This window comes from Cedecea sp. Ae19-4, from assembly GCF_059801165.1.
Genome location: NZ_JBCHWG010000002.1, coordinates 29,485 through 52,239, shown reverse-complemented (window position 1 = coordinate 52,239; position 22,755 = coordinate 29,485). Strand labels below are relative to the sequence as shown.

Sequence of the window (22,755 nt, the reverse complement as noted above, 5' to 3'; positions counted from 1 at the left end):
TTTATGATTTTGTGCGTTTTAATTTAGCGCCTAAGGCGATGTTTAGCTTTTGTTTAACCTTTAATTTACATTCTTACTATACTCGTTCGAATCCCTTTCAGGTATGCATTCGCTGTCTTCCGGCGGCGTGCTTCTATTCGTCTTTCAAAAAATAAAATGTTCCGGAAATTCATCTGTTAAAGACATTATCCGGAGCAGTGGCAAGGACATCAATATGTCAGATTTAAACATCACTCTTGATACCGCAGCCCTGACGCATCCGCTTTCTCAATGGGGTAATACGGCGACTGAATCGGCTGTGAGCGAGCTGGAACAGGGCAAAGTTGTTTTTCTGCCGCAGCTGGCGTTTGCGCTGACCGAACAGGAAACCGCGCTGCTTAACCCCGCGGTAGTGGATCCGAAACGTAAAAACATCAGCTATCAGCCCCTGAAGGATAAATTGACCGGCGTGGCTGTAGCCGATCAGGAGCCAGAAGTTCGCGCCCTGCTAAAACGGCATTACGAATCTTGCCTGCAGCTGATTGCCACTCTTCTGCCGGAATACCAGCAGGTGCTACATTCGCCGACCAACAGCCTGCGCCTGCACCCCGTTAAGCAGTGGACGCAGAACACTTCCTGGCGTAAGGACGACAGCCGCCTGCACGTGGACGCGTTCCCGTCCCGGCCCAACTATGGCGAGCGTATTTTGCGTATTTTCACCAACATTAATCCGGCCGGTGAAAGCCGCAGCTGGCGCGTGGGTGAAGCCTTCCCGACGCTGGCCGAACGCTTCCTGCCGCGCCTGAAAAGCTATTCCCCGGTAAGCAGCTGGCTGCAGAACGCCGTCGGCATTACCAAAAGCCGCCGCAGCCATTACGACCACCTGATGCTGCAGATGCACGACGCGATGAAGGCCGATGCGGATTATCAGAAGCAGGGCCCGCAGGTGGCCATTGATTTCCCACCGGGCAGCAGCTGGATCTGTTTCTCTGACCAGACGCCGCATGCCGCGATGGGGGGGCAGTTTATGCTGGAGCAGACGTTTTTACTGCCGGTAGACGCCATGCAAAATCCACAGCATTCCCCGCTGAAGGTGCTGGAAGGACTGCTGCGTAAGCCGCTGATTTAGCCATAATGAGCGCGTGTAAAAAGCCGCTGGTGCGGCTTTTTTATTGGTAATCCGTAGAGGCAAGACTGCGCTATTTATTTTCTGAAGTAAGTAATGATTTTTTGTAGAAATGAAGGTGAAATTTCTTTTTTTGCCCACGATGGATTAAGTAAATCATTGGGCGATAAGTATAAGTTGCCGTCATCGTCCAGGACTTTTGCATTGAGCGCGGCGGCGATATCCAGCATTTTGCAATACAACGTCTGAGCAGGCGATTTTGCAGAAATATTTCCTGCATGCCAGTCCAGCCAGTTAATTTCATCCCCTCGCCAGATGACATGATAGGGTCCATTTATGGGAGAGAAACTGAGCTCAGGATCGTTATTTACATACTGAATCCATTCTTCTGCAAGAATAGGATTGCTCTCCCCATCCCATGCATGTTCCGTCCTGGTGATATGCATTTCCCAGCCCATAATATATCTCCGCTTTGTACATTATTTTTGATATCAGTTTATGCAGAGATAAATATCATGGCTGGATGTTTTTCCACAGATATAAAAAAAGGCCAGAGCGATCTCTGACCTTTTAGGCGTTTCCCTGGGGGAATTAACGCATGGTGACAAACTCTTCCGCTGCGGTCGGGTGGATCGCCACGGTGTTGTCGAAGTCTTTCTTGGTTGCGCCCATTTTCAGCGCTACGGCGAAGCCCTGCAGGATTTCATCCATGCCGAAGCCGATGCCGTGGATCCCGACGATTTTCTCGTCCGGGCCAGCACAGACCAGCTTCATGCGGCACGGCTGGCGGTGAGAGGTCACGGCGGTGTACATGGCGGTGAAGGCGGATTTGTAGACCTTCACGTTATCGTCGCCGTACTGCTCACGCGCCTGCGGTTCGGTCAGGCCCACGGTGCCGATTGGTGGGTGGCTGAACACCACGGTCGGCACGTTGCTGTAGTCCAGATGCTCGTCCGGCTTGTTGTTAAACAGGCGCTCGGACAGGCGACGACCGGCGGCAACCGCCACCGGGGTCAGCTCAACCGCACCGGTGTTATCGCCCACGGCATAAATCCCCGGCACGTTGGTGTTCTGGAACTTATCTACCTTGATGTAGCCTTTGGCGTCCAGCTCAACGCCGGTTACCTGCAGGTTGAAGTTGTCGTTAGCCGGTTCGCGGCCGATCGCCCAAATCAGGGTGTCGACGGTTTCCGACCGGCCATCTTCCAGCTCAAGCGTCAGGCTGCCGTCTGCATTTTTCACAACCGCTTTCGGAATCGCGTTGGTGTGCAGGGTTGGGCCTTCTGCTTCGATGACTTCCAGCAGCGTTTCAACGATCAGCGGGTCGAAGGTGCGCAGCGGCGCATGTTTGCGCACGAACAGGTGCGTTTCAGAACCCAGAGCGTTAATCACGCCCGCGATTTCCACCGCGATGTAGCCCGCACCCACAACCGCCACGCGTTTTGGCAGGCCCGGCAGCTCGAAGAAGCCGTCGGAGTCGATGCCGTACTCAGCGCCAGGGATGTTCGGGTGGCTTGGGCGGCCGCCGGTAGCGATCAGAATATGGTCTGCGGTGATGGTTTCGCCGTTAACTTCCACGGTGTGGGCATCAACGAACTTCGCAAAGCCGCGGATCACGTCCACTTTATTCTTGCCCAGTACGTTGTCGTAAGAGGTATGAATACGGTCGATATAGGCGGTGCGGCTGGCGATCAGCTTGTCCCAGTCGAAGTGGTTCAGCGTGGTGTCAAAGCCGTAGTCCGGGCCGTAGTTGTGGATCGCTTCGGCGATCTGCGCCGCATGCCACATCACTTTTTTAGGCACGCAGCCGACGTTCACACAGGTGCCACCCAGATCCTTCGCCTCAATCAGTGCGCATTTCTGCCCATACATTGCCGCACGGTTAATCGAGGCGATACCGCCGCTGCCGCCGCCAATGGCGAGGTAGTCATAATGTTTGGTCATGATGTTTCCCTTTTGAGTCGAAAATTAGGCGCGATTGTAGCGCGCCGGGATAAAGGTTCTACCGATTACTGTGATAGCCACGTCATACTTCAAGCTGCAGCGGCATTGGCTAGCTTTCTTATTCAGGCACAATCCAGCTCAGCGTGGTGGAGCCGGTCCCCGTTGGCACCAGCTTTTTGTGAAGCCACGGCAGCACGTTCGCCATTTGCTGTTCCAGCTTCCACGGTGGGTTAATCACAATCATGCCGGAAGCCGTCATGCCGCGCTGGTCGCTGTCCGGGCGAACCGCCAGCTCGATCTGCAGGATGCGGCGGATGCCGGTCTCTTCCAGGTCGCGGATCATGCGTTTGATTTGCTGACGCAGCACCACCGGGTACCACAGCGCGTAGGTGCCTGTGGCAAAACGCTTATAACCTTCGGCAATCCCTTTCACCACGTCCTGGTAGTCGGTTTTGATCTCATACGGTGGGTCGATGAGGATCAGACCGCGACGGGAAACCGGCGGCAACTTGGCTTTCAGTTGCTGGTAGCCGTCGACGCGCTCGACGCGGGCCCGGTCGTCTTTCTGGAACTCAGAGCGCAGCAGCGGGAAGTCGGACGGATGTAGCTCGGTCAGCTGCAGGCTGTCCTGCTCGCGCAGCAGGTGGCGGGCAATCAGCGGAGAGCCAGGGTAATAACGCAGGTTGCCGCTGCGGTTCAGATGCTTCACCGCGCCAATATAGGCTTCCAGTTCGGCAGGCAAATCGTCCTGCTGCCAGATGCGGGAGATACCTTCCAGATACTCGCCGGTGCGCTCCGCATGTTCGCTGCTCAGCTGGTAACGCCCGGCGCCTGCGTGAGTGTCGAGATAGAGAAACGGTTTCTCCTTCTCTTTAAGCGATTCAATAATCAGGCTTTGAACGGTGTGTTTTAGTACGTCGGCATGGTTACCGGCGTGAAAGCTGTGGCGATAGCTGAGCATGAGGGATGGTGTTCCGCAAATAAGAAAACAAATTTCCCACAGTTTACCGCAGATTGCGGCGGATTACCGCCCGGGCGCGGCGCTGTTTCAGTTGGGGAGAAAGCGTTTCAAAACATAACGGTGTCATAAAAATGTCAAATCACCAGGATAGCGTCGCTGCCAGGCAAGGTAATCGTTTGAATAAAAGGAAAAATAATGAAACTTCGTATTTCTGTGCTGGCCGCCGCGTTAGCCGTCTCTCTGCCCGCGCTGGCGAAAGATGTGTCTCTTCCTCAGGCCGCGGCGATAGCCAATAGTGTGACCCCGGCCAACAGCAGCCAGGCGTTTGATGAGATTGAAATGCAGTCTCTGGCGGCGTTGCGCGCTGCCCTGAAAGGCGATGCGGATAAACTGACCCGCGACCAGCTGGATAAAGCGAAGCAAAGCAAAAAGCTGGCGGATACCGCCTGGCTGAAGGCGAGCGGCTATGACTTCCAGACGAAAGCTAACCAGAAGGCAGGTATTGAGCTGCTTTCTGCCTTCAGCAAGTTGCCGGACTCGGTGATTAAGCAAAACCTTGAAACCGTCACCAACATCAACCTGAACGCCGTGCAGACTTCGCGCCATCAGGCGCTGGCGGATGCCGAGGGCATCAACCACCTTTACTTCCTGAGCGATGCCATGGGGCCGCGCCTGGGGAAAGCCTTCCTGGCCGCCTACGATAAAGGCGAGCTGAGCAAAGCCGCGGCGCTGATTAAAGCCTCCGAAGTCAGCACCAGCGCAGCGAAGAAGCACTTCAATAACCCGCGTCCGTTCCTGATCCAGGGCAACACCATTCACCTCGTGCCGGACGATGTGGTGATTAAAGACAACAAACCGTACACCGCAGACGGCGGCTCCTTCCCAAGCGGCCACACCAACACCGGCTACACCGACGCGCTGCTGATGGCCGAAATGGTGCCGGAGCGCTTTGAAGCCCTGGTTGAGCGCGGTGCGCGCTACGGTTACTCGCGCATTGTGCTGGGCGTGCATTACCCGCTGGACGTGATGGGCTCCCGCATGGTGGCGCAGCGCAATGTCGCCAACTACCTGAACGACCCGAAATACCGCGCGTTGTTTAACGAAGCTCGCGATCAGCTGCGTACCGCGCTGGAAAAAGAGTGCGGCACCACTTTGGCTGAATGTGCGAAATCTTCCGCAAAAGACGATCCGTACCGCGCCCCGGCGATGAAAGAACTTTACCGCTTCACCATGACTTACGACCTGCCGCAGCAGAAGGGTGAGAAGCAAGCCCTGAAAGTACCGCAAGGGGCGGAAGTTTTGCTGGAAGCCGCGCTGCCTAAGCTTTCCGCCTCCCAGCGCCGCGACCTGATGGTGAAAACTGCGCTGCCTGCGGGCTACCCGCTGTCCGGCACGACGGCAGACCAGCAGTTCTGGCAGCGCCTGAACCTGCCTGCGGCCTACGCCATGGCCACGAAATCCCACTGATTTATCCCCCGGGGCAGCGCCTGCTGCCCCATTTCCCGGCGACCGCAGCGCAACGCCCGGGATTGAAATTCGCTACACTTAACCCCATGCTAGACTCCATGCACAAAGCGCCGCTTGAGCGCTTCTCTCTCCCTTTTAATCAGGAACGCGCTTATGACCAATCCTTTACTGACCTCTTTTGAGCTGCCGCCGTTTTCCGCCATCAAACCGGAGCATGTTGTTCCGGCCGTGACTAAAGCGCTGGACGACTGCCGTGCGGCGGTGGAAAGCGTGGTTGCGCAGGGCGCGCCTTATAGCTGGCAGAATCTGGTTCAGCCGCTGGCAGAAGTGGACGATCGCCTGGGCCGCCTGTTCTCCCCGGTCAGCCATCTGAACTCGGTACAGAACAGCCCGGAGCTGCGCGAAGCCTATGAGCAGACGCTGCCGCTGCTGTCCGAATACAGCACCTGGGTTGGCCAGCACGAAGGCCTGTATAATGCCTACCGCGACCTGCGTGACGGGGCGAACTACGCCAGCCTGAGCGTCGCCGAGAAGAAAGCGGTGGATAACGCGCTGCGCGACTTCGAGCTGTCCGGGATTGGTCTGCCAAAAGACAAACAGCAGCGCTACGGGGAGATCTCCGCTCGCCTGTCCGAGCTGGGATCTACCTACAGCAACAACGTGCTTGATGCCACTATGGGCTGGAGCAAACTGATTACCGACGAAGCCGAGCTTACCGGGATGCCGGAAAGCGCCCTGGCCGCAGCGCGCGCTCAGGCGGAAGCCAAAGAGCAAGACGGCTGGCTGCTGACCCTGGATATCCCAAGCTACCTGCCGGTGCTGACCTACTGCGACAACCGTGCGCTGCGCGAAGAGATGTACCGCGCCTATTCCACGCGCGCTTCTGACCAGGGCCCGAATGCCGGGAAGTGGGATAACACCCCGGTGATGGAAGAGATTCTGGCGCTGCGCCACGAGCTGGCTCAGCTGCTGGGCTTTGGCAACTACGCGGAAAAATCCCTGGCCACCAAAATGGCGGAAAACCCGCAGCAGGTACTGGAGTTCCTGTCAGACCTGGCCAAACGCGCCCGTCCGCAGGGTGAAGCCGAGCTGGCTCAGCTGCGCGCCTATGCGAAAGAGCATTACGGCGTGGAAGAGCTGGAGCCGTGGGACATCACCTGGTACAGCGAAAAACAGAAACAGCATCTCTACAGCATCAGCGACGAACAGCTGCGCCCGTACTTCCCGGAAGAGCGTGCGGTGAATGGCCTGTTCGAAGTCGTGAAGCGCATCTACGGCATCACCGCCAAAGAGCGGAAAGATATCGACGTCTGGCACCCGGACGTGCGCTTCTTCGAGCTGTATGACGACCAGGGCGAGCTGCGCGGCAGCTTCTATCTCGACCTCTACGCTCGCGAGCACAAACGCGGCGGGGCGTGGATGGATGACTGCGTGGGCAAAATGCGCCGCGCCGATGGCTCACTGCAAAAACCGGTGGCCTATCTGACCTGTAACTTCAACCGCCCGGTGAACGGCAAATCTGCGCTGTTTACCCACGATGAAGTGATCACCCTGTTCCATGAGTTTGGTCACGGCCTGCACCACATGCTGACCAAAATCGAAACCGCGGGCGTGTCCGGTATCAACGGCGTGCCGTGGGATGCGGTCGAGCTGCCGAGCCAGTTTATGGAAAACTGGTGCTGGGAGCCGGAAGCGCTGGCGTTTATCTCCGGCCATTATGAAACCGGTGAATCTCTGCCTGTTGAGCTGCTGGAAAAAATGCTGGCGGCGAAAAACTACCAGGCAGCGCTGTTTATTCTGCGTCAGCTGGAGTTCGGCCTGTTCGACTTCCGCCTGCATGCGGAATTCAACCCGGAGCAGGGGGCGAAAGTGCTGCAGACGCTGGCCGAAATTAAGAAACAGGTTGCCGTGGTGCCGGGGCCGAGCTGGGGCCGCTTCCCGCACGCCTTCAGCCATATATTTGCCGGTGGTTACGCGGCGGGTTACTACAGCTACCTGTGGGCCGACGTGCTGGCGGCGGACGCGTTCTCTCGCTTTGAAGAAGAGGGTATTTTCAACCGCGAAACCGGCCAGTCGTTCCTCGATAACATCCTGACCCGTGGCGGTTCGGAAGAGCCGATGGAGCTGTTCAAACGCTTCCGCGGGCGCGAGCCGCAGCTGGATGCGATGCTGGATCACTACGGTATTCAGGGTTAAGCCACCACGTGAAAATCTGTTTACTGACTGAAGCAGGCGCCGACTCCGGCGCCTTATCTGTTTTGAGCGAGCGCTGGCAGCTCGAGCATGATGAAGAGGCGCTGATGGCGCTGGTGCTGACGCCTGAAAGGCTGGAGTTACGCAAACGCGACGAGCCAAAGCTAGGCGGCATTTTTGTTGATTTTGCCTCCGGCGCGATGGCGCACCGCCGTAAGTTTGGCGGCGGGCGTGGCGAAGCGGTGGCAAAAGCCGTGGGCGTGAAGGGCAGCTATCTGCCGGACGTGGTTGACGCGACGGCGGGGTTAGGGCGAGATGCCTTTGTGCTGGCGTCCGTCGGTTGCCGCGTGCGGATGCTGGAGCGCAATCCGGTGGTTGCCGCGTTGCTGGATGACGGCCTGCGCCGTGGCTACGAAGATCCTGAAATCGGTGGTTGGCTGCAGGAGCGATTGCAGCTGATTCATGCCTCAAGCCTGACGGCGCTCAGCGATATCACGCCGAGACCGGATGTGGTGTATCTCGATCCGATGTTCCCCCACAAGCAGAAAAGCGCGCTGGTGAAGAAAGAGATGCGCGTTTTCCAGTCTTTGGTGGGGCCGGATGAAGATGCAGACGGGCTGCTTGCCCCAGCCAGAGCGCTCGCGAAGAAAAGGGTCGTTGTGAAGCGTCCGGACTACGCGCCGCCGCTGGCCGACGTCGCCACGCAGAATGCTGTGGTGACCAAAGGGCACCGGTTTGATATTTATGCCGGGACGCCGGAGTAATTACTAAAACGCTGTGACAGCCCCTCTTCCTCGGTGGGTTTTGGTCACAACTATACTCTATGAGGAATCGGCTAACGTTCCGTTCACTTCCAGCCCTGTTTTATCTGTAGCGCCTTCACCGGTGAACGTCTTAGGGGAGTCACCGTCACTCCCCTAAGAACCCGGACTCCCGGCCAAATAAATCGACCGCGTGAGCGGCAGACCTCCGTTTTATCTCCCAGTCCTGGGTCGCCTGAGATGCGTTCCCGACGCTCTCAGCCTCCGGCCGTTCCCGACGGCCGGCCCCTGGCCAGTCGGAGAGAAAACGGAGGCGATTTAAGCCGGAACCGTGCCTCGCTTTAAACCCGCAGTCACGCAGAACGTCAAAGTCGCTGCAAGTCCTGCAGCAATACTCTTGCTCCCGGAAGATTATGAAAATAAAGCATTACTAAGAGGCCGTGATGCAAGGGAGGGGGGAAACCAAAGATTTAATCTCGGTTCAGTCCCCTTTTGGCGGAAGCCCCAGAGTGAGGGTCAATACTTATCTCAATTCAATCCCCTCTCCCCTTTGGGGAGAGGGTTAGGGTGAGGGGCAATACCGTTACTCGTCTTCTTCATCACGCAGTGGAACAATCAGCATATCCACATGCACGGTATTGATCAGCTGGCGTGCAGAGGACATCAGCTTGCTCCAGAAATCCTGGTGGTGACCACAAACCACTAAATCCATATCGTATTTTTTAATGGCATCGACCAGCACCTGGCCCAGATCGCCGCTGCCGCTCAGGGTTTCGGTAATCGGGTAACCTGCCCCGGTAGACAGCTCGGTGAGCGCGTGGTGAGTCTCTTCGGAAATGCGTTTCTGCATATCGCCCAGATTGACATCAATCAGCCCGGTATACAGATCGGAGTAATTCACATCGACATGAATCAGGGAAACTTTCGCGTTGTAAGGCCGAGCCATGGAGACGGCTTTTTCTACCAGGACTTTACTCTCAGGGGAGAGGTCAACCGCGATCAGAATGTGTTTGTAAGCCATAATGTTACTCCTTCCATAAGTTATCGATGACTCTCGCCGTCATCTTTTAAACCGTAGCGGCATGAGCTACGGTCACCCGATCTAAAGACTTCAATTGTAGATGGTATTTCGCTTTTATCGAACCTTCTTCAGCCCGACAATGCGCCATCCCTCAATCACATTCAAGCGAAAAATGAATGCGGCCACTTTGATAAAGATTAACGCGGTGGTAAAAAAATTAAGGGATCTCCTACACTATTAAATGAGCCGGGCGGGAAGAGATCTGTGACCTGTATCGGTTATTCGTTGCAGGATTGTCTGACAGGGTTTTCGGGGAGAGCGGTCGTCCCGAAGCAAAGGCTTCGAGGGCTTCGCCGGGAGGGGTACATGATCAGCACCGTCGCGCTGTTCTGGGCGCTTTGTGTAGTTTGTGTGGTGAATATGGCGCGCTATTACTCTTCACTGCGCGCGTTACTGGTGGTGCTGCGCGGGTGCGATCCGCTGCTGTATCAATACGTTGATGGCGGCGGTTTTTTCACCTCGCATGGTCAACCCAGCAAGCAGGTCAGGCTGGTGCGCTATATCTACGGCCAGCGCTATGTCGATCATCATGATGAAGAGTTTATTCGCCGCTGTGAGCGCCTGCGCCGCCAGTTTATTCTGACGAGTTCGCTGTGTGGTCTGGTGGTGATTAGCCTGATTGGATTAATTATCTGGCACTAGTTGTAGGGCAGCGTTATGGACAAGCATAAAAAAAGCGGGCCAGTTTCCTGACCCGCTTTTTCTTTGGCTACGGCTTACACGAAGCGCAGCGCAATCCAGTACAGCCCGCCGGAGAGCAGAATCGAAGCCGGTAAGGTGAATATCCAGGCCATCAGGATATTGGTTACCGTCTTACGCTGCAGGCCGCCGCCGTCCACGATCATGGTCCCTGCCACGGAGGAAGAGAGCACGTGGGTAGTGGAAACCGGCATCCCGGTGTAGCTTGCCAGACCGATAGAAACGGCTGCCGTCATCTGCGCGGACATCCCTTGCGCATAGGTCATGCCTTTCTTACCGATCTTCTCGCCGATGGTGGTCGCCACGCGACGCCAGCCGATCATTGTACCCAGACCAAGAGCCAGAGCCACCGCCAGAATAATCCAGACCGGCGCGTACTCGATGGTGCTAAGCATGTCGCCTTTCAGTTTCTTCAGCAGGCGCTGGTCGTCGGCGCTCACTTCTGGCAGCTTCGCCACTTTATCGGTGGTGTCGGAGATGCACAGCATAATGCGACGCAGCTGGCTACGCTGCTCAATGCTGAGCTTGTCGTAGCTTTCGATATCCGTCAGCATCAGCTTCGCGCGATCCAGCGCGTTAATCGCGTTGGCCGGGTGGCAGTGGAACTGAGCCGGTTCAGTTGCGCCCGCTTCCGGAGAAGGGATCAGCTGTTCCGAGCCGGTGGCTTTCTTCAGCAGGTCAGGGCGTTGCTGGAAGAAAGTTTCGACGTTGTTCACCGCATCGCGAGTACGGGTGATTTCGTAGCCGGAAGCATTCATGTTAACCACGAAGCCCGCCGGTGCGACGCCAATCAGTACCAGCATAATCAGACCGATGCCTTTCTGGCCGTCGTTAGCGCCGTGAGAGAAACTCACGCCGATAGCGGACAGGATCAGCGCGATACGCGTCCAGAAAGGCGGCTTTTTCTTGCCGTCTTGCTTTTCACGTTCCGCAGGCGTCAGGTGAATACGCTGCTTTTTCTTGGTGTTGCTCCAGTAACGGCGCAGCAGGAAAATCAACCCACCGGCAATCACCAGCCCGACAATCGGGGACAGAATTAAGGAAGCGAAGATCCCAATGACTTTCGGGATATTCAGCGCGTCGACAACCGAGGTGCCGGTCAGCAGCGCGTTGGTCAAACCGATACCGATGATGGCACCGATAAGCGTATGGGAGCTGGAGGCCGGCAGACCAAAATACCAGGTGCCGAGGTTCCAGATAATAGCGGCCAGTAACATAGAGAACACCATGGCGAGACCATGAGAAGACCCTACGTTTAACAGCAGATCTGTAGGCAGCATATGCACAATGGCATAGGCCACGCTCAGCCCACCGAGCAGAACGCCGAAGAAGTTAAACAACGCAGCCATTGCCACCGCAAGTTGCGATCGCATAGCGCGGGTATAAATTACCGTTGCTACTGCGTTGGCCGTATCGTGGAAACCATTAATGGCTTCGTAGAACAGCACAAATGCCAGAGCAAGCAAAAGTAAAAGCCCGGTGTGAAGATCCAGGCCGGCAAACAAATGTAGCATAGACGTTACGCCATTTTGAGGACATGAACGCGGCGCATTATGTAAGACAACCTCCACCGCGGCAAAGTGAAATCTGGACTTTTTTTGATTTTAGTCGCCATCTGGCGCACAGGTGGAATGATTTACATTTTGTTTATCAATCACCTGCATTTGTTATTCACCTTAAAGCTGGTGCGACCAGCCTCAGGTCTTTACAATCCGTTGCCTTAAGCATAGTCGGGAGTCGGTCGTGGAAAAGTTTGATGCCATTATTATAGGTGCGGGTGCAGCTGGAATGTTTTGTGCGGCGGTTGCCGGGCAGGCGGGCAGCCGCGTATTGCTGATTGATAATGGGAAAAAACCGGGCCGTAAAATCCTGATGTCCGGCGGCGGACGCTGCAACTTTACCAACCTTTATGTCGAGCCTGCGGCGTATCTGAGCCAAAACCCGCATTTCTGCAAATCTGCGCTGGCCCGCTACACCCAATGGGACTTTATCGACATGGTGGGCAAGCACGGCATTGCCTGGCACGAGAAAACCCTCGGGCAGCTGTTCTGCGACGATTCTGCCCAGCAGGTAGTCGATATGCTGGTGGCCGAATGCGAGAAAGGCAAAGTAACAATGCGCCTGCGCAGCGAAGTGCTGAGTATTGAACGCGACGAGCAGGGGTACACCCTGCAGCTAAACGGCGGCAGCGTGCAGGGCGCGAAACTGGTTATCGCCAGCGGCGGTCTGTCGATGCCGGGGCTGGGGGCGACGCCGTTCGGCTATAAAGTCGCCGAACAGTTTGGCCTGAAGGTGCTGCCGACCCGCGCGGGCCTGGTGCCGTTCACGCTGCATAAACCTTTGCTCGAACAGTTGCAGGTGCTGTCCGGTGTCTCGGTGCCGTCCGTCATCACCGCAGAAAACGGCGTCAGCTTCCGTGAAAGCCTGTTGTTTACCCATCGCGGCCTGTCCGGCCCTGCTGTTCTGCAGCTTTCCAGCTACTGGCAGCCGGGCGAATTCGTCAGCGTGAATCTGCTGCCGGACACCGATCTGGACGGTTTTATTCACGAGCAGCGCAACGCGCACCCAAACCAGAGCCTGAAAAACACACTGGCGATGGTGCTGCCGAAACGCCTGGTTGAGTGCCTGCAGCAGCTGCAGCAGATCCCGGACGTCACGCTGAAGCAGCTCAACAGCCGCCAGCAAAGCGAGCTGATTGACACCCTGCAAGCCTGGCGCGTTCAGCCCAACGGCACCGAAGGCTATCGCACGGCGGAAGTGACCCTCGGCGGCGTGGATATCAACGAACTTTCCTCCCGCACCATGGAAGCGAAAAAATCCCCGGGCCTCTATTTTATCGGCGAAGTGATGGACGTCAGCGGCTGGCTGGGCGGCTATAACTTCCAGTGGGCCTGGAGCTCCGCCTGGGCGTGCGCGCAGGCGCTGGTTGATGCAGGTTAAGCATTGTTGTCCCCTGCCAGCATGAAAAGGAAGCCATGATGAAGATAGAAAACTATCAGGAAACGGATTTTGCTGGCGTACAGCGCCTTTTAACCAGCGTTTTTGGGAAGGATCATGCGGTGGCCCTTACTCAGGAATTGGCGCTTCGCCTGGTCATTCATCATCCTCAACATTCAGACGTCATTATCGGCCATGCAGCGCTTTATATGCGTGAAATGTCCTGCCAGGAGCAGCGCTTTTTAGCTGGAATCATCGGCGATGTGGCTGTCGCCCCCGAGTTTCAACGGCAGGGATTAGCGGCAAGCATGCTGAAAGAACTTCATCAGTGTTTGAAAGATAAAAAGAGCGATTATTCCTTTTTGTTTGCCTACCGGGAAGGCGTCTATAAATCCTCAGGTTACCGGCAGCTAACGCTGCCTATTCGTTACTTCGATGTGGTGGATAACAGGTGGAATACCTACGTCTATAACGGCGGCATGATTCGCGCTACGTCGAAGGTAGCGCTTGAGGGGATAATCGATTTTAACGGCAGGGTTTATTAATGAAGCCCGGTATGCCGGTGAACGACAGGCGCCGTGATAGATTGTGATATGTTATGCACTATTGCAGCTATTTGAGGGCTAAACGTGACAGATTATGACGCATTGCCTGAACAGCGCCAGGCGATGATCCACCAGATCCTGACCGAAACGGGCAGGGTGATCGGGGCTGATGTGGCGCGGAAGCTGGGCGTGTCCGAGCACACCATCCGCCGGGATCTGCAGGAGCTGGCGCGTCGCGGCCTGTGCAAAAAGGTTTATGGCGGGGCCATCAGTCAGTTCCAGCAGTCTGCCAGCTTCGAAACCCGCGTGTCCCAGGATGTGGGTGAGAAATCCCAAGTGGCACGGAAGTGCGCCGGAATGATCCAAGCTAACACCTGCGTGTTTCTCGACGCCGGTTCAACCTATCTGGCAATGGTGGAGTTTATCCCCGAAGAGCTGGATCTCACCATTGTCACCAATTCCCCGCAGATTGCAGCGGCGCTGAGCGGGCGCACGCGGGGCGAACTGATTTTGTTGGGCGGCAAAGTTAACCCGCTGACCGGCAGCACGCTGGGTTCCGACACGGTCAATCAGCTGCGCGGCATGGTTTTCGACCAGACCTTTATCGGCGTGTGCGGGCTGGATCCGCAGGCTGGCCTGAGCGCGGTTTATTACGAAGACGCCTGTTTTAAGCGGGAAGTGCTGAGCCAGAGTAATGAGGTGATCGCCGCCGTAACGGCCAACAAGATGTCCCAGGTGGCTCGCTATAAAGTGGCACCCTGCGAAGACATTGATATTGCGGTGGTGAGCGCCGAAACCAAAATTGCCGATTTCGGCGGCGTTAACCTGCGGATTGAAATCGCGGGCTAGCGGAACGGGCGGCTAAGAACCCGCCCTTCTTCAGACTTTGCTTTGCAACGCCAGCAGGCTTTTTATCGTGTGCTGGACCGCGCTTTCATCATTGCTGCCGGTAATAAACCGGGCTGCGGCCTTGGTCTCTTCAAACGCATTACGCATCGCGAAGCTGTATTCCGCCTGGGCCAGCAGTTCCAGGTCATTATACCCGTCGCCAAAGGCGAGAGTCTCCGCCGGGCTGACGTTCAGTAACTGCTGGAGCCTTTGCACCGTTGTCCCTTTATGGACGCCATAATCCGCAATATCTATCCACGCCGCTTCGGACACCACGATGTAGACATCCTGTTCAAACGGCCTGAGTACCGGGCGAGTCTGCGGGCAGTTTCCGGCTTCGTCATAGACGCTTATCTTCACGAAATCACAATTGAGTTCGGCAAAAGAGTCCACCAGCGCCAGGCTGGCGTAGGACTGGCGCATTTTGTCCTGCAGCCGCTGCGGCACGTCTTTGCGAATAAACGCGCTTTCGCTGCCGCAGGCAACAATCACGTGGCTGTCACTGGCTGCTTCCAGCGTGTCGATAATGCGTAATCCCAGCGCATTGTTGATAAGCGATTCGTAGACATATTCGCCGTTCCTTTTAATGCGCGTGGCGCTGTCGCCGATGATCCATAAATCCTCGCGGTAATCGGCGAACAGCTCTTCTACCCGCTGGCACTGCTTGCCGGTACAGGCGGCGAAATGGACGCGTTGCTCGGCCATTAAGCGGTGGGTCTGGGCAAATAATTTACGGTCATAGTCGCCGTGGCTATTGAGAAAAGTGCCGTCCAGGTCGGTAATAATTAGCTTTATCATGTTGTTATCCCATCGGTAAGTGTTCTGTAGGCGTTTATATTTTTAGTTTTGAAACGAAGGGCAGGTTGCGGTACTTGTTTTGCCACGGCATGCCGTAGCCAATGAGCAAATCGTCATTGTCCATGATCCAGGCATAACATTGCTCGGCGGGGATCTCTACGCGGCCAGGCTTCACAAATAAGGTGGCGATGGAGAGCGATTTCGGAGCGTAATGTTCGATTAAATGCTCGACCAGACGCTTCATGGTCCCACCGGACTCAATGGCGTCATCCACCAGGATAACGTCCTTCCCCCTGATGCCAATATTGTCGTGGTAAACGATGGTAGAGCTGTTGTTTCTGTCGCCAGGCGTGTGCGGGCAGGAAATATAGTCCATTGAAATATCGAAGGTGAGCTGCCTGACCAGATCGGCGGTAAACAGAATCCCACCGGGCACGACCGTGATCACTACCGCTTCGTGATAGCGACTGTTCAGCAGCCGGGCGACTTTGGTGACGCCTTCGGCAATCGTCGACTCATTCATCACGATCTGTCCTACATGATTGTTTCTCACTGCTGCATCCTCGCTAAAGTGTCATTGCTCGTTGTTGCTCGATTAAAATAAGATCTAATGCTCGATTGTGCAATATTAGCGTGATGACAGCGTATTTTTTGTGATCTAAAACGATCGTGCAGGCAGGGTGTGCTCAATGCTGCATTACCGAGCATTGAGCAAAGGGATCTACTGGCGGAGATCGAAACGGATTGGCAGCGTGAGGGTTATTTGCGGCTGGCCTGGCGCGATATCATCCGTGGGGGCGGGCAGCGGAACCGCACGAGTCGGCAGGGCAAGGGCTTCGCGATCCAGCGTTGGCGTACCGCTGCTTTTTGCCAGCGCCACGCTAAGGACCTGGCCCTCCCGGTTCAGCGTCAGGCTCAGATAAACCACGCCCTGGGCCTGCTGACGTAAAGCCTGAGCCGGGTAACGTTTGAAGCGGTCGAGCCGCTGGCGCAGTAGCCCGACCCAGTTCACTTCGCCTGGGCTGGGGGCGCTCACTGCGCTGCTTCCTGCCCTGCCGGCGCTTTGCTGCGGGTGGCTGGCGGGTGCATGCGTTTCAGGTGCAGGAGGTGTAGGGGCCGGCGGCACTTCCGCATCGTGCGGCTTAACCGGCTGAGGTTTGGCGATGACTTTATGGTGCATTTTTTTAGCCACAACGAGCTCCGGGTTCGGGGCCTCCACGCTCTTCACCGTTTCTTTTGACTCGGCCTTTTCCTGAGGTGCGGCCGACTGGATCTGTTTGATCTTATCGGGCTGCCTGGCTGGCGTGGCGACAGAGGCCGGATCGTCTGTCGGGAGGATCATCAGCGCAATAGGCGGTGGCGCGGTGGCCGGTTGTTCCTGAGTGGGCCGGTTGGTTAGCCAGAGAAAAACGCCCGCGTGCAGCAAGAGCGCCAGCACCAGCCCGATGCTGCGGCGTGTGGGAGGCAGGCCGTCGGACCAGGCAGGAAAGGGCTGTCTTATCGGCAGGGTAGAAGGCATGACAAAATACTCCGCAGCCAGGCTAAAGGCTGTTGTTTCAGTGGGGATAAGAGAGAGGACACGCGAAACGCCCAAACGGGCAGCCTGTCATGAATAACGAGACAATTAACATGGATTACTCAGTCACGAAGCATTATTCACTGCGAGAAAGGCTGACCCAGTAACGAGATAGCGTGTTTATCCTGACGGGCAGGACGCGGGGTAATGCAGCCAGAATCCGATCGGTATCCGCCAGCGGGAAAACGCCGGACAGCCGCAGGGCCGCAATATCCTCGTCGCAGCGCAGGACGCCGGGGCGGTAGCGGTTAACTTCCCGCAGGAAATCGCTCAGCGGCATATTGTCGGCCAGCAGTTTGCCGTGCACCCAGCCAGGCTCTTTTTCACCGCCGTGCAGGCCCCCGGATTCAGCCCCGCTGAGCCATGCGCCCTGGCCTGCCGCGAGCTGTAGCCCGGCGAGGCCAGAGCTGCGCGGATAAAGCCGGACTGCGCCGTGGTAAACCGCCACGCGGGTAAGCCCCGGTTCCAGCTTTACCCGGAATTGGGTGCCCAGCGCGAGCACTTTGCCCTGTGGCGTCGTCACGCTAAAGGGCCGGGGCCATGCCGCCCGCTTTTCCTTCTGCCCGGTCGTAATCAGCAGGTCGCCGCCGAGCAGCTCAATCTGGCGCTGTTGCCCGGTAAAATCCACGTTTAGCGCGGTTTGGGTGTCCAGTAATAGGCGGCTGCCTTCGCTGAGTTCAACCTGCCGCTGCTCCCCCGTCCCGGTGCGATAATCGGCAATGAACGCTTCCCAGCCGTGCTGCTGTCGCCCCCATTCCAGCGAACCACCGAGTAGCAGCAGAGCGCCTAATCCTTTTAGCGCCCGACGCCTGCCGCTGTTTTTTAACGAAGAGAGGCTCTGCCGCGCCAGTTTGCCGTCAACTTGCCGGAAGCTGGCGCAAACCGCCTCGACGTGCCGCCAGGCTCGCTGATTCTCGGCGCTGGACGCCAGCCATTTTTGCCAGTCGGCTTTATCCTGCTCGCTAACGTCGTCCGACATCATCAGCGTCAGCCATGAGGCGGCGGCCCAGGCGCTGTCCCGGTCGATGGCTTGCCCGTTTTGGTCAATAAAAGGATGGGAGGTCATGAGCTGAGCGCGAAGAAACAGTGCAGGTTGGCGCGCTGGAGATACTGCTTCACGGAGCTGCTGGAAACGCGCAGGCGCTCGGCGATATCGCAATAGCGCATCCCCTGCAGGTGGGCCAGCAAAAAGGCTTCCCGCACCTGCGGCGGCAGGCCGTCCAGCGCCGCATCAATCTGTTCCAGCACTTCCAGAATCAGCAGTCGTGTTTCAGGGGAAGGGTGTTCCATTTCCGGCTGAGTCGCCAGCGCCTCCAGCCAGGCCTCTTCGATTTTCTTGCGGCGATAATGGTTGGCAATCAGCCGTCTGGCGACCGTGGCAAGAAAAGGACGTGGCTGGCGAATGGAGGCCAGATCGGGGCTGACCAGAATATTAATAAAGGTGTCCTGAGTCAGATCCTGCGCCTGTTCCGGGCAGCCGACTTTGTTGCGAAGCCAGTGGTAAAGCCAGCGCTGATGATCGCAGTAAAGCTGCTGCGCAACCTGTTGGGAACGGGACATGATGTGACTCACCATTGATCGGTATCAGGGCGTGATAAATATTTAAATGATAATCATTATTATTTTAATTTCTCTATTTTTATGTCAAGAGATTGCGAAGTATTAATGTATTTTTGCGGGCGACGAGAACGCAGCGCCAGCACTGGCGCTGCGGGTAACACACTAGAATTTCTGCGAAATGGTCAGCTTAACGTTGCGACCGATACCGGACACGGATTCACCCAAGTACGGGTAGTAGTCGGTGTTAAACAGGTTGTCGACGGCAATGCGGGCTTCCATGCCTTTCACCTGCTCCGGCTGCCAGGACGCAAACAGGCCCTGCAGCGCGTAGCCGCTGGTTTTTGGCAGCGCCCAGATGCCCGCTAACGGGTCGCCATCCTGCGGGGAGCGATCCTGTTTACGCACCATGTCCATGGTCCAGCCGAAGGTCATGTTCCACTCCGGGGCTTTTACGCCCAGCGTGGTGTGGGCGGTGACAGGCGGAATTTCTGCGATCCAGGTTTGGTTGCCCCACGGGTCGCGCGGAGAAGCGTCACGCTGCCCACGAATGGTCGAGAAGGAGAAGCTGCCAAAGATGCGGCGGCTGTCGTAAAACGATTCAATCTCCAGACCCTGGATGGTGTAGCCCGGCAGGTTACGATAGTTCGACAGTGGAGAACCGCAGTTAGCGCCACTTTTCACCGACTGCGCCTCGCACAGCACGCCGCGACGGTAGAAGATTTCATCTTTGCCGCGGTTGCGGAATAGCGTGGTACGAATCTGTACGCTGTCGTCGTCCGCCAGCAAATTATTGAAGTTCAGGATCATCCCGCCGCGAACGCTGTTAATGGTTTCCACTTTCAGGTCGCGGCTGGTGCCGGACACGTTAGACAGCGCGTACTGCACGGTGTACTGCTCATCAATGGTCGGCGCTCGCCAGGTGCGGGTCACATCGGCAAACAGCGACACATTCGGCGTGGCTTTCCAGACCAGCCCAAGTGCAGGCGTAAAGCCGTGATAACTTTTGCTGCTGTAGTCGTGGCCGACTTTAGGATTACTGCTGTTGTACATTGAGGCGATGTTTGGCTCACCGGTATTGGTGACGCTGTCGTAGCGCACGCCCGGCGTTACGGTGACGCTGCCGAGCGTCATGCTGTCCTGCAGATACAGGCCGCGCGTTTGCTGTTCCCCGGCGGGCATGTAGTACGGCTGGAAGTAGCCGTAGTTGTAGGCGGCATTTTTCTTGTAGCCTGGGTAGTACATCAGCGCATCGCGTTGGTTTTTATGCCAGCTTGCGCCGATTTCCAGCAGGTGATCCACCGGCCCGGTGCTGAAGCGGCTCTTGTTGCTGATCTCCACCAGGTTGTCTTTGTAATCCACCCAGCTCTCATTGCCGAGCGAGCCCAGGAAGCTGGACGCTCCGGCGGAGTCGGGGCGGGTATCATGCTGTTTGGTTTTGGAGTAAGCGTAGTTCAGCGTCAGATCCAGCCAGGGCTTGTCCACCGGGGCCAGGTTCCACTTCACGGAGTAGTTTTCGTCGGTCTGGTTGCGGTACACCAGCTTCCTGCGCCAGGCCTCGTCTAACCCGTATTTGTCGACATCCGCCTGACTCGGGGCGGCAATTTCGTCCCGCTTGGCGGCGAAGGGCTGCCAGCCGGTGGATTCGGAATGCATGGCTGAAAGCGTCAGCGTCTGCGCGTCGGTCAGGTAGAGATTGGTTTTGGCAAGCCAGGTCCCCTGGCGGTTAGCGGAATAGTCGAAATGCGTGCCGTCCGGGCGGGTAATATTGCCGCCATCGCGTTTGCTGGCGTAGAGCATCCCGTCGGCAAAGCCTTCTGACGTTCTGCCATACAGTGCGCCGCTGTAGATATTCTGGTTGTCGTTAGTGTGGAAACCGTACTTCAGCATGCCGCCAAAGTTTTCGCCGGGCTGTAAGAGGTCGGCCGCGTCTTTGGTGACGATTTTGATGCTGCCGCCAAAGCCGCCGTTGCCATTGGCGAGGTTAAACGGACCCTTATCGACGTCGATTTGTTTGATTAGCTCTGGTTCGATAAACACCGACCCCTGGCGGTACTTCTCAAACCCTTTGGGCGCGCCGTCCAGCGTCACTTTGATGTCCTCCATGCCGCCCATGCCCCAGATATTCAGGCTTTGCCCGCCCGGGCGCGGTGAACCTGCGGAAGAGACACCCGGCAGCTTATCCAGCAGGGCGGCGACGTTATCAGCCTGAATGCGCTCGATATTCTCTTTTTTCAGCGTTGAGCGCCCGGCCACGACGCTGTCATCCAGGCCGCTGAGCACGGAAAGCTCTGGCACGATAATCGGCGCGTTCTCGCCAGAGGCTGCCGGAAGAGAAACAAGCCGATAGCTATTGCCGTCGCGCACGGCTTTCAGGCCGCTGCCCGTCAGCAGATGATCAAACGCGCTTTGTACGGAATAAGTCCCTTTGAGGCCTGAAGTCGTTTTGTTTGACGTCTGATCCGGGGTGAAGACCAGCAGCACGTTGGCGTCATTCGCCAGCGTTTGCAGGGCGCCGCTCAAAGGCCCGGCAGGCACGGAAAATGCCTGGCTGGCGGCTGAGGAGGCTTCTGCCGCCCAGGATAATGTCGGTAAACCAGTTGCCAGCGCCAGCAGGCCGGATAAGGCGATGCCGGACGCAAGCGGGGCGCGAGGGAGCTGTGCAGGTTGGCTCGCGTCGGAAATGGCCGTAGCCTTTCCGTTATTTTTTATCGTCATGATGTATCCCTGAAGGTGAGTCACAAGAAGTACTGCTTCAGAGAGGTCACGCGAGACTGAAAATCAGGCAGAAAATTTTTAAATTAAAAACGGCCGCCGGGCTCTACATCGTCAGCACTATGCGGAATCGTGCCTTGCCGGACTTCATTTTTTGCCACGCTTCGTTGGCCTGTGCCAGCGGGAATATTTCCGTCATCGGCTGCACGTTGTTCAGCAGGCTAAAACGCAGAGCGCTTTCGGTTTCATTCGGGGTGCCGGTCAGCGAGCCTTCGATTGACAGCTCCCGGCCAACCAGCATACCCGGAGAAAGCGCGAGCGGCTGCTGGCCGACCCCGAGCACCATTAGCTTGCCTTTGGGCTGCAGGGCTGGCAGCAGAGAGGACGCTATAGCGTTGTCCGTGACCGTGGTGACGATCGCCTTTACACCGCCGAGTTTTCTCAGCGCTTCGGCAGGATTATCCAGGCTGCTGTCGAGATAATCGCGGGCACCCAGCGCCAGCGCAGCTGGTGCTTTATCGCTTCCACGCCCGATGGCGATAACCCGGAACCCCATTTTAGCGGCATACTGCACGGCAAGGTGGCCCAGGCCGCCAATACCGAGGACTACGATGCTGTCTCCCGGCTGAGCACCTGATTTACGCACCGCGTTAAAGGTGGCTATTCCGGCGCAAAGCAGCGGCGCGGCGTCGACTGCGCTTAGCGCATCCGGGATTGCTACAAGGCCGGTCGCCTTCGCCAGCATCATTTCGGCATAGCCGCCGTCCTGCGAGCTGCCGACGACCGGCTGGTGGCTGCAAAGCGTGAACTCGCCGCGGCGGCAGGCATCGCATTCATTGCAGTGCCCGCCAAGCCTGCCCACGCCAACCCGCTGCCCAACATGCAGGCCAGAAGGTACGCCACTGCCAAGTTTCAGCAGCGTGCCGACAACTTCATGCCCCGGCACGCGCGGGTAAGCCACGTTCTTTTCCGTGCCGTCGATAACGCCGCCGTCAGCGCCACAGATGCCGCAGGCTTCTATTTTTATCAGCACTTCGCCTGCGCCAGGTTCTGGTACGAGGCGCTCGACAAGTTCCAGGCTACCGTTGCCGCTGGCCTGCATCGCTTTGTAGGTCATTTGCATTCTCCGGTGAAAAAAACGGCACCCTCAGGAAGGATGCCGCTTAGGCTCAGGCTTTTGGCAACGCGTCGAACGCGTCCAGGGCGTGAGCGGTGTAGGTCAGCGCCGCCCCGGTGTTCAGCGAAATGGCGACCGCCAGCGCTTCGGCAATCTCTTCCCGGGTTGCGCCGTGTTTTGCGGCGGCTTTAACGTGTACCGACAGGCAGCCGTCGCAGCGGGTGGTGATCGCCACCGCCAGCGCAATCAGCTCGTGGGTTTTGGCATCCAGGTGGCCCATGGCGGAAGCACCCGCGTCCATCTTCATCAGCCCTTTCATAAACTCCGGCTGCAGCTTCGCGTAATCGCCCACCACACCCAGTAATTCTTCGCGATGTTCATTCCAGTTCAGCAACATACAAACCTCTTCAG

Annotated in this window: 21 protein-coding genes; 8 read left to right on the top strand and 13 right to left on the bottom strand. The window is 57.0% G+C overall.

Going from position 1 to position 22,755, the window contains the following annotated elements; all coding sequences use genetic code 11:
* The first annotated feature begins 214 nt into the window (after positions 1-214).
* Entirely contained in the window at positions 215-1,108 is an 894-nt protein-coding gene (gene kdoO, locus AAIE02_RS13095; RefSeq protein WP_498532717.1) for a Kdo hydroxylase KdoO, read from the top strand.
* 74 nt (positions 1,109-1,182) lie between these two features.
* Here kdoO and AAIE02_RS13090 read toward each other — a convergent pair whose 3' ends face one another.
* The 3 genes from AAIE02_RS13090 to AAIE02_RS13080 all read right to left on the bottom strand — a co-directional run bounded on the left by AAIE02_RS13090 (position 1,183) and on the right by AAIE02_RS13080 (position 4,010).
* Entirely contained in the window at positions 1,183-1,563 is a 381-nt protein-coding gene (locus tag AAIE02_RS13090) for a hypothetical protein (RefSeq protein WP_166994741.1), read from the bottom strand.
* A 133-nt stretch (positions 1,564-1,696) separates the two neighbouring features.
* The gene (gene gorA / locus AAIE02_RS13085) at positions 1,697-3,049 is read right to left on the bottom strand and encodes a glutathione-disulfide reductase (RefSeq protein ID WP_166994739.1); all 1,353 of its coding nucleotides are present in this window, start codon (positions 3,047-3,049) and stop codon (positions 1,697-1,699) included.
* A 118-nt stretch (positions 3,050-3,167) separates the two neighbouring features.
* Complete coding sequence (locus AAIE02_RS13080; protein ID WP_498532716.1) at positions 3,168-4,010, bottom strand: 23S rRNA (adenine(2030)-N(6))-methyltransferase RlmJ; 843 nt, start codon at positions 4,008-4,010, stop codon at positions 3,168-3,170.
* Between the two features lie 195 nt (positions 4,011-4,205).
* On the opposite strand from AAIE02_RS13080, the gene AAIE02_RS13075 reads away from it, so the two are divergent.
* From AAIE02_RS13075 to rsmJ, 3 genes are all read left to right on the top strand, one after another.
* A complete protein-coding gene (locus AAIE02_RS13075; RefSeq protein ID WP_336706553.1) occupies positions 4,206-5,477 on the top strand; it encodes an acid phosphatase in 1,272 nt (423 codons plus the stop codon).
* 153 nt (positions 5,478-5,630) lie between these two features.
* Positions 5,631-7,673 (top strand): oligopeptidase A, encoded by a 2,043-nt coding sequence (gene prlC / locus AAIE02_RS13070; RefSeq protein WP_498532715.1) that lies wholly within the window; start codon positions 5,631-5,633, stop codon positions 7,671-7,673.
* Between the two features lie 8 nt (positions 7,674-7,681).
* Positions 7,682-8,434, top strand: coding sequence for a 16S rRNA (guanine(1516)-N(2))-methyltransferase RsmJ (gene rsmJ / locus AAIE02_RS13065; protein ID WP_085540213.1), 753 nt, complete (start codon positions 7,682-7,684; stop codon positions 8,432-8,434).
* A gap of 580 nt (positions 8,435-9,014) precedes the next feature.
* Here rsmJ and uspA read toward each other — a convergent pair.
* A complete protein-coding gene (uspA, locus tag AAIE02_RS13060) occupies positions 9,015-9,452 on the bottom strand; it encodes a universal stress protein UspA (protein ID WP_008458645.1) in 438 nt (145 codons plus the stop codon).
* A gap of 366 nt (positions 9,453-9,818) precedes the next feature.
* Between uspA and uspB the strand changes: the two genes are divergently transcribed.
* Positions 9,819-10,154, top strand: coding sequence for a universal stress protein UspB (gene uspB, locus AAIE02_RS13055; RefSeq protein WP_008458643.1), 336 nt, complete (start codon positions 9,819-9,821; stop codon positions 10,152-10,154).
* Between the two features lie 74 nt (positions 10,155-10,228).
* Here uspB and pitA read toward each other — a convergent pair whose 3' ends face one another.
* Positions 10,229-11,725 (bottom strand): inorganic phosphate transporter PitA, encoded by a 1,497-nt coding sequence (gene pitA / locus AAIE02_RS13050; protein WP_008458642.1) that lies wholly within the window; start codon positions 11,723-11,725, stop codon positions 10,229-10,231.
* Positions 11,726-11,954: 229 nt separating this feature from the next.
* Here pitA and AAIE02_RS13045 point away from each other — a divergent pair, with 229 nt between their 5' ends.
* The 3 genes from AAIE02_RS13045 (at position 11,955) to AAIE02_RS13035 (ending at position 14,542) form a co-directional block, all read left to right on the top strand.
* On the top strand, positions 11,955-13,151 hold the full coding sequence (locus AAIE02_RS13045; RefSeq protein WP_498532714.1) for a BaiN/RdsA family NAD(P)/FAD-dependent oxidoreductase: 1,197 nt from the start codon (positions 11,955-11,957) through the stop codon (positions 13,149-13,151).
* A gap of 35 nt (positions 13,152-13,186) precedes the next feature.
* The gene (locus tag AAIE02_RS13040) at positions 13,187-13,693 is read left to right on the top strand and encodes a GNAT family N-acetyltransferase (protein ID WP_498532713.1); all 507 of its coding nucleotides are present in this window, start codon (positions 13,187-13,189) and stop codon (positions 13,691-13,693) included.
* Between the two features lie 84 nt (positions 13,694-13,777).
* Positions 13,778-14,542 carry a DeoR/GlpR family DNA-binding transcription regulator gene (locus AAIE02_RS13035; RefSeq protein WP_034809200.1) on the top strand — a complete coding sequence of 255 codons (765 nt, stop codon included), beginning with the start codon at positions 13,778-13,780 and terminating at the stop codon, positions 14,540-14,542.
* Positions 14,543-14,572: 30 nt separating this feature from the next.
* Here AAIE02_RS13035 and AAIE02_RS13030 read toward each other — a convergent pair whose 3' ends face one another.
* From AAIE02_RS13030 to AAIE02_RS12995, 8 genes are all read right to left on the bottom strand, one after another.
* Positions 14,573-15,379: an HAD-IIB family hydrolase gene (locus tag AAIE02_RS13030; RefSeq protein WP_498532712.1), complete on the bottom strand. Its 807-nt coding sequence runs from the start codon at positions 15,377-15,379 to the stop codon at positions 14,573-14,575.
* Between the two features lie 34 nt (positions 15,380-15,413).
* A complete protein-coding gene (locus AAIE02_RS13025) occupies positions 15,414-15,932 on the bottom strand; it encodes a phosphoribosyltransferase (protein ID WP_336706547.1) in 519 nt (172 codons plus the stop codon).
* Between the two features lie 168 nt (positions 15,933-16,100).
* Positions 16,101-16,898 carry an energy transducer TonB gene (locus tag AAIE02_RS13020; protein ID WP_498532711.1) on the bottom strand — a complete coding sequence of 266 codons (798 nt, stop codon included), beginning with the start codon at positions 16,896-16,898 and terminating at the stop codon, positions 16,101-16,103.
* Between the two features lie 133 nt (positions 16,899-17,031).
* The gene (locus AAIE02_RS13015) at positions 17,032-18,021 is read right to left on the bottom strand and encodes a FecR domain-containing protein (RefSeq protein ID WP_498532710.1); all 990 of its coding nucleotides are present in this window, start codon (positions 18,019-18,021) and stop codon (positions 17,032-17,034) included.
* Positions 18,018-18,515, bottom strand: a complete 498-nt coding sequence (locus AAIE02_RS13010; protein ID WP_166878574.1) for a sigma-70 family RNA polymerase sigma factor — start codon at positions 18,513-18,515, stop codon at positions 18,018-18,020. The genes AAIE02_RS13015 and AAIE02_RS13010 overlap by 4 nt, the downstream gene beginning before the upstream one ends.
* Positions 18,516-18,677: 162 nt before the next feature.
* Entirely contained in the window at positions 18,678-21,230 is a 2,553-nt protein-coding gene (locus AAIE02_RS13005) for a TonB-dependent receptor (protein WP_498532709.1), read from the bottom strand.
* Positions 21,231-21,333: 103 nt separating this feature from the next.
* On the bottom strand, positions 21,334-22,350 hold the full coding sequence (locus AAIE02_RS13000; protein WP_498532708.1) for an alcohol dehydrogenase: 1,017 nt from the start codon (positions 22,348-22,350) through the stop codon (positions 21,334-21,336).
* Between the two features lie 46 nt (positions 22,351-22,396).
* Complete coding sequence (locus tag AAIE02_RS12995; protein ID WP_008458624.1) at positions 22,397-22,741, bottom strand: carboxymuconolactone decarboxylase family protein; 345 nt, start codon at positions 22,739-22,741, stop codon at positions 22,397-22,399.
* Positions 22,742-22,755 lie beyond the last annotated feature (14 nt).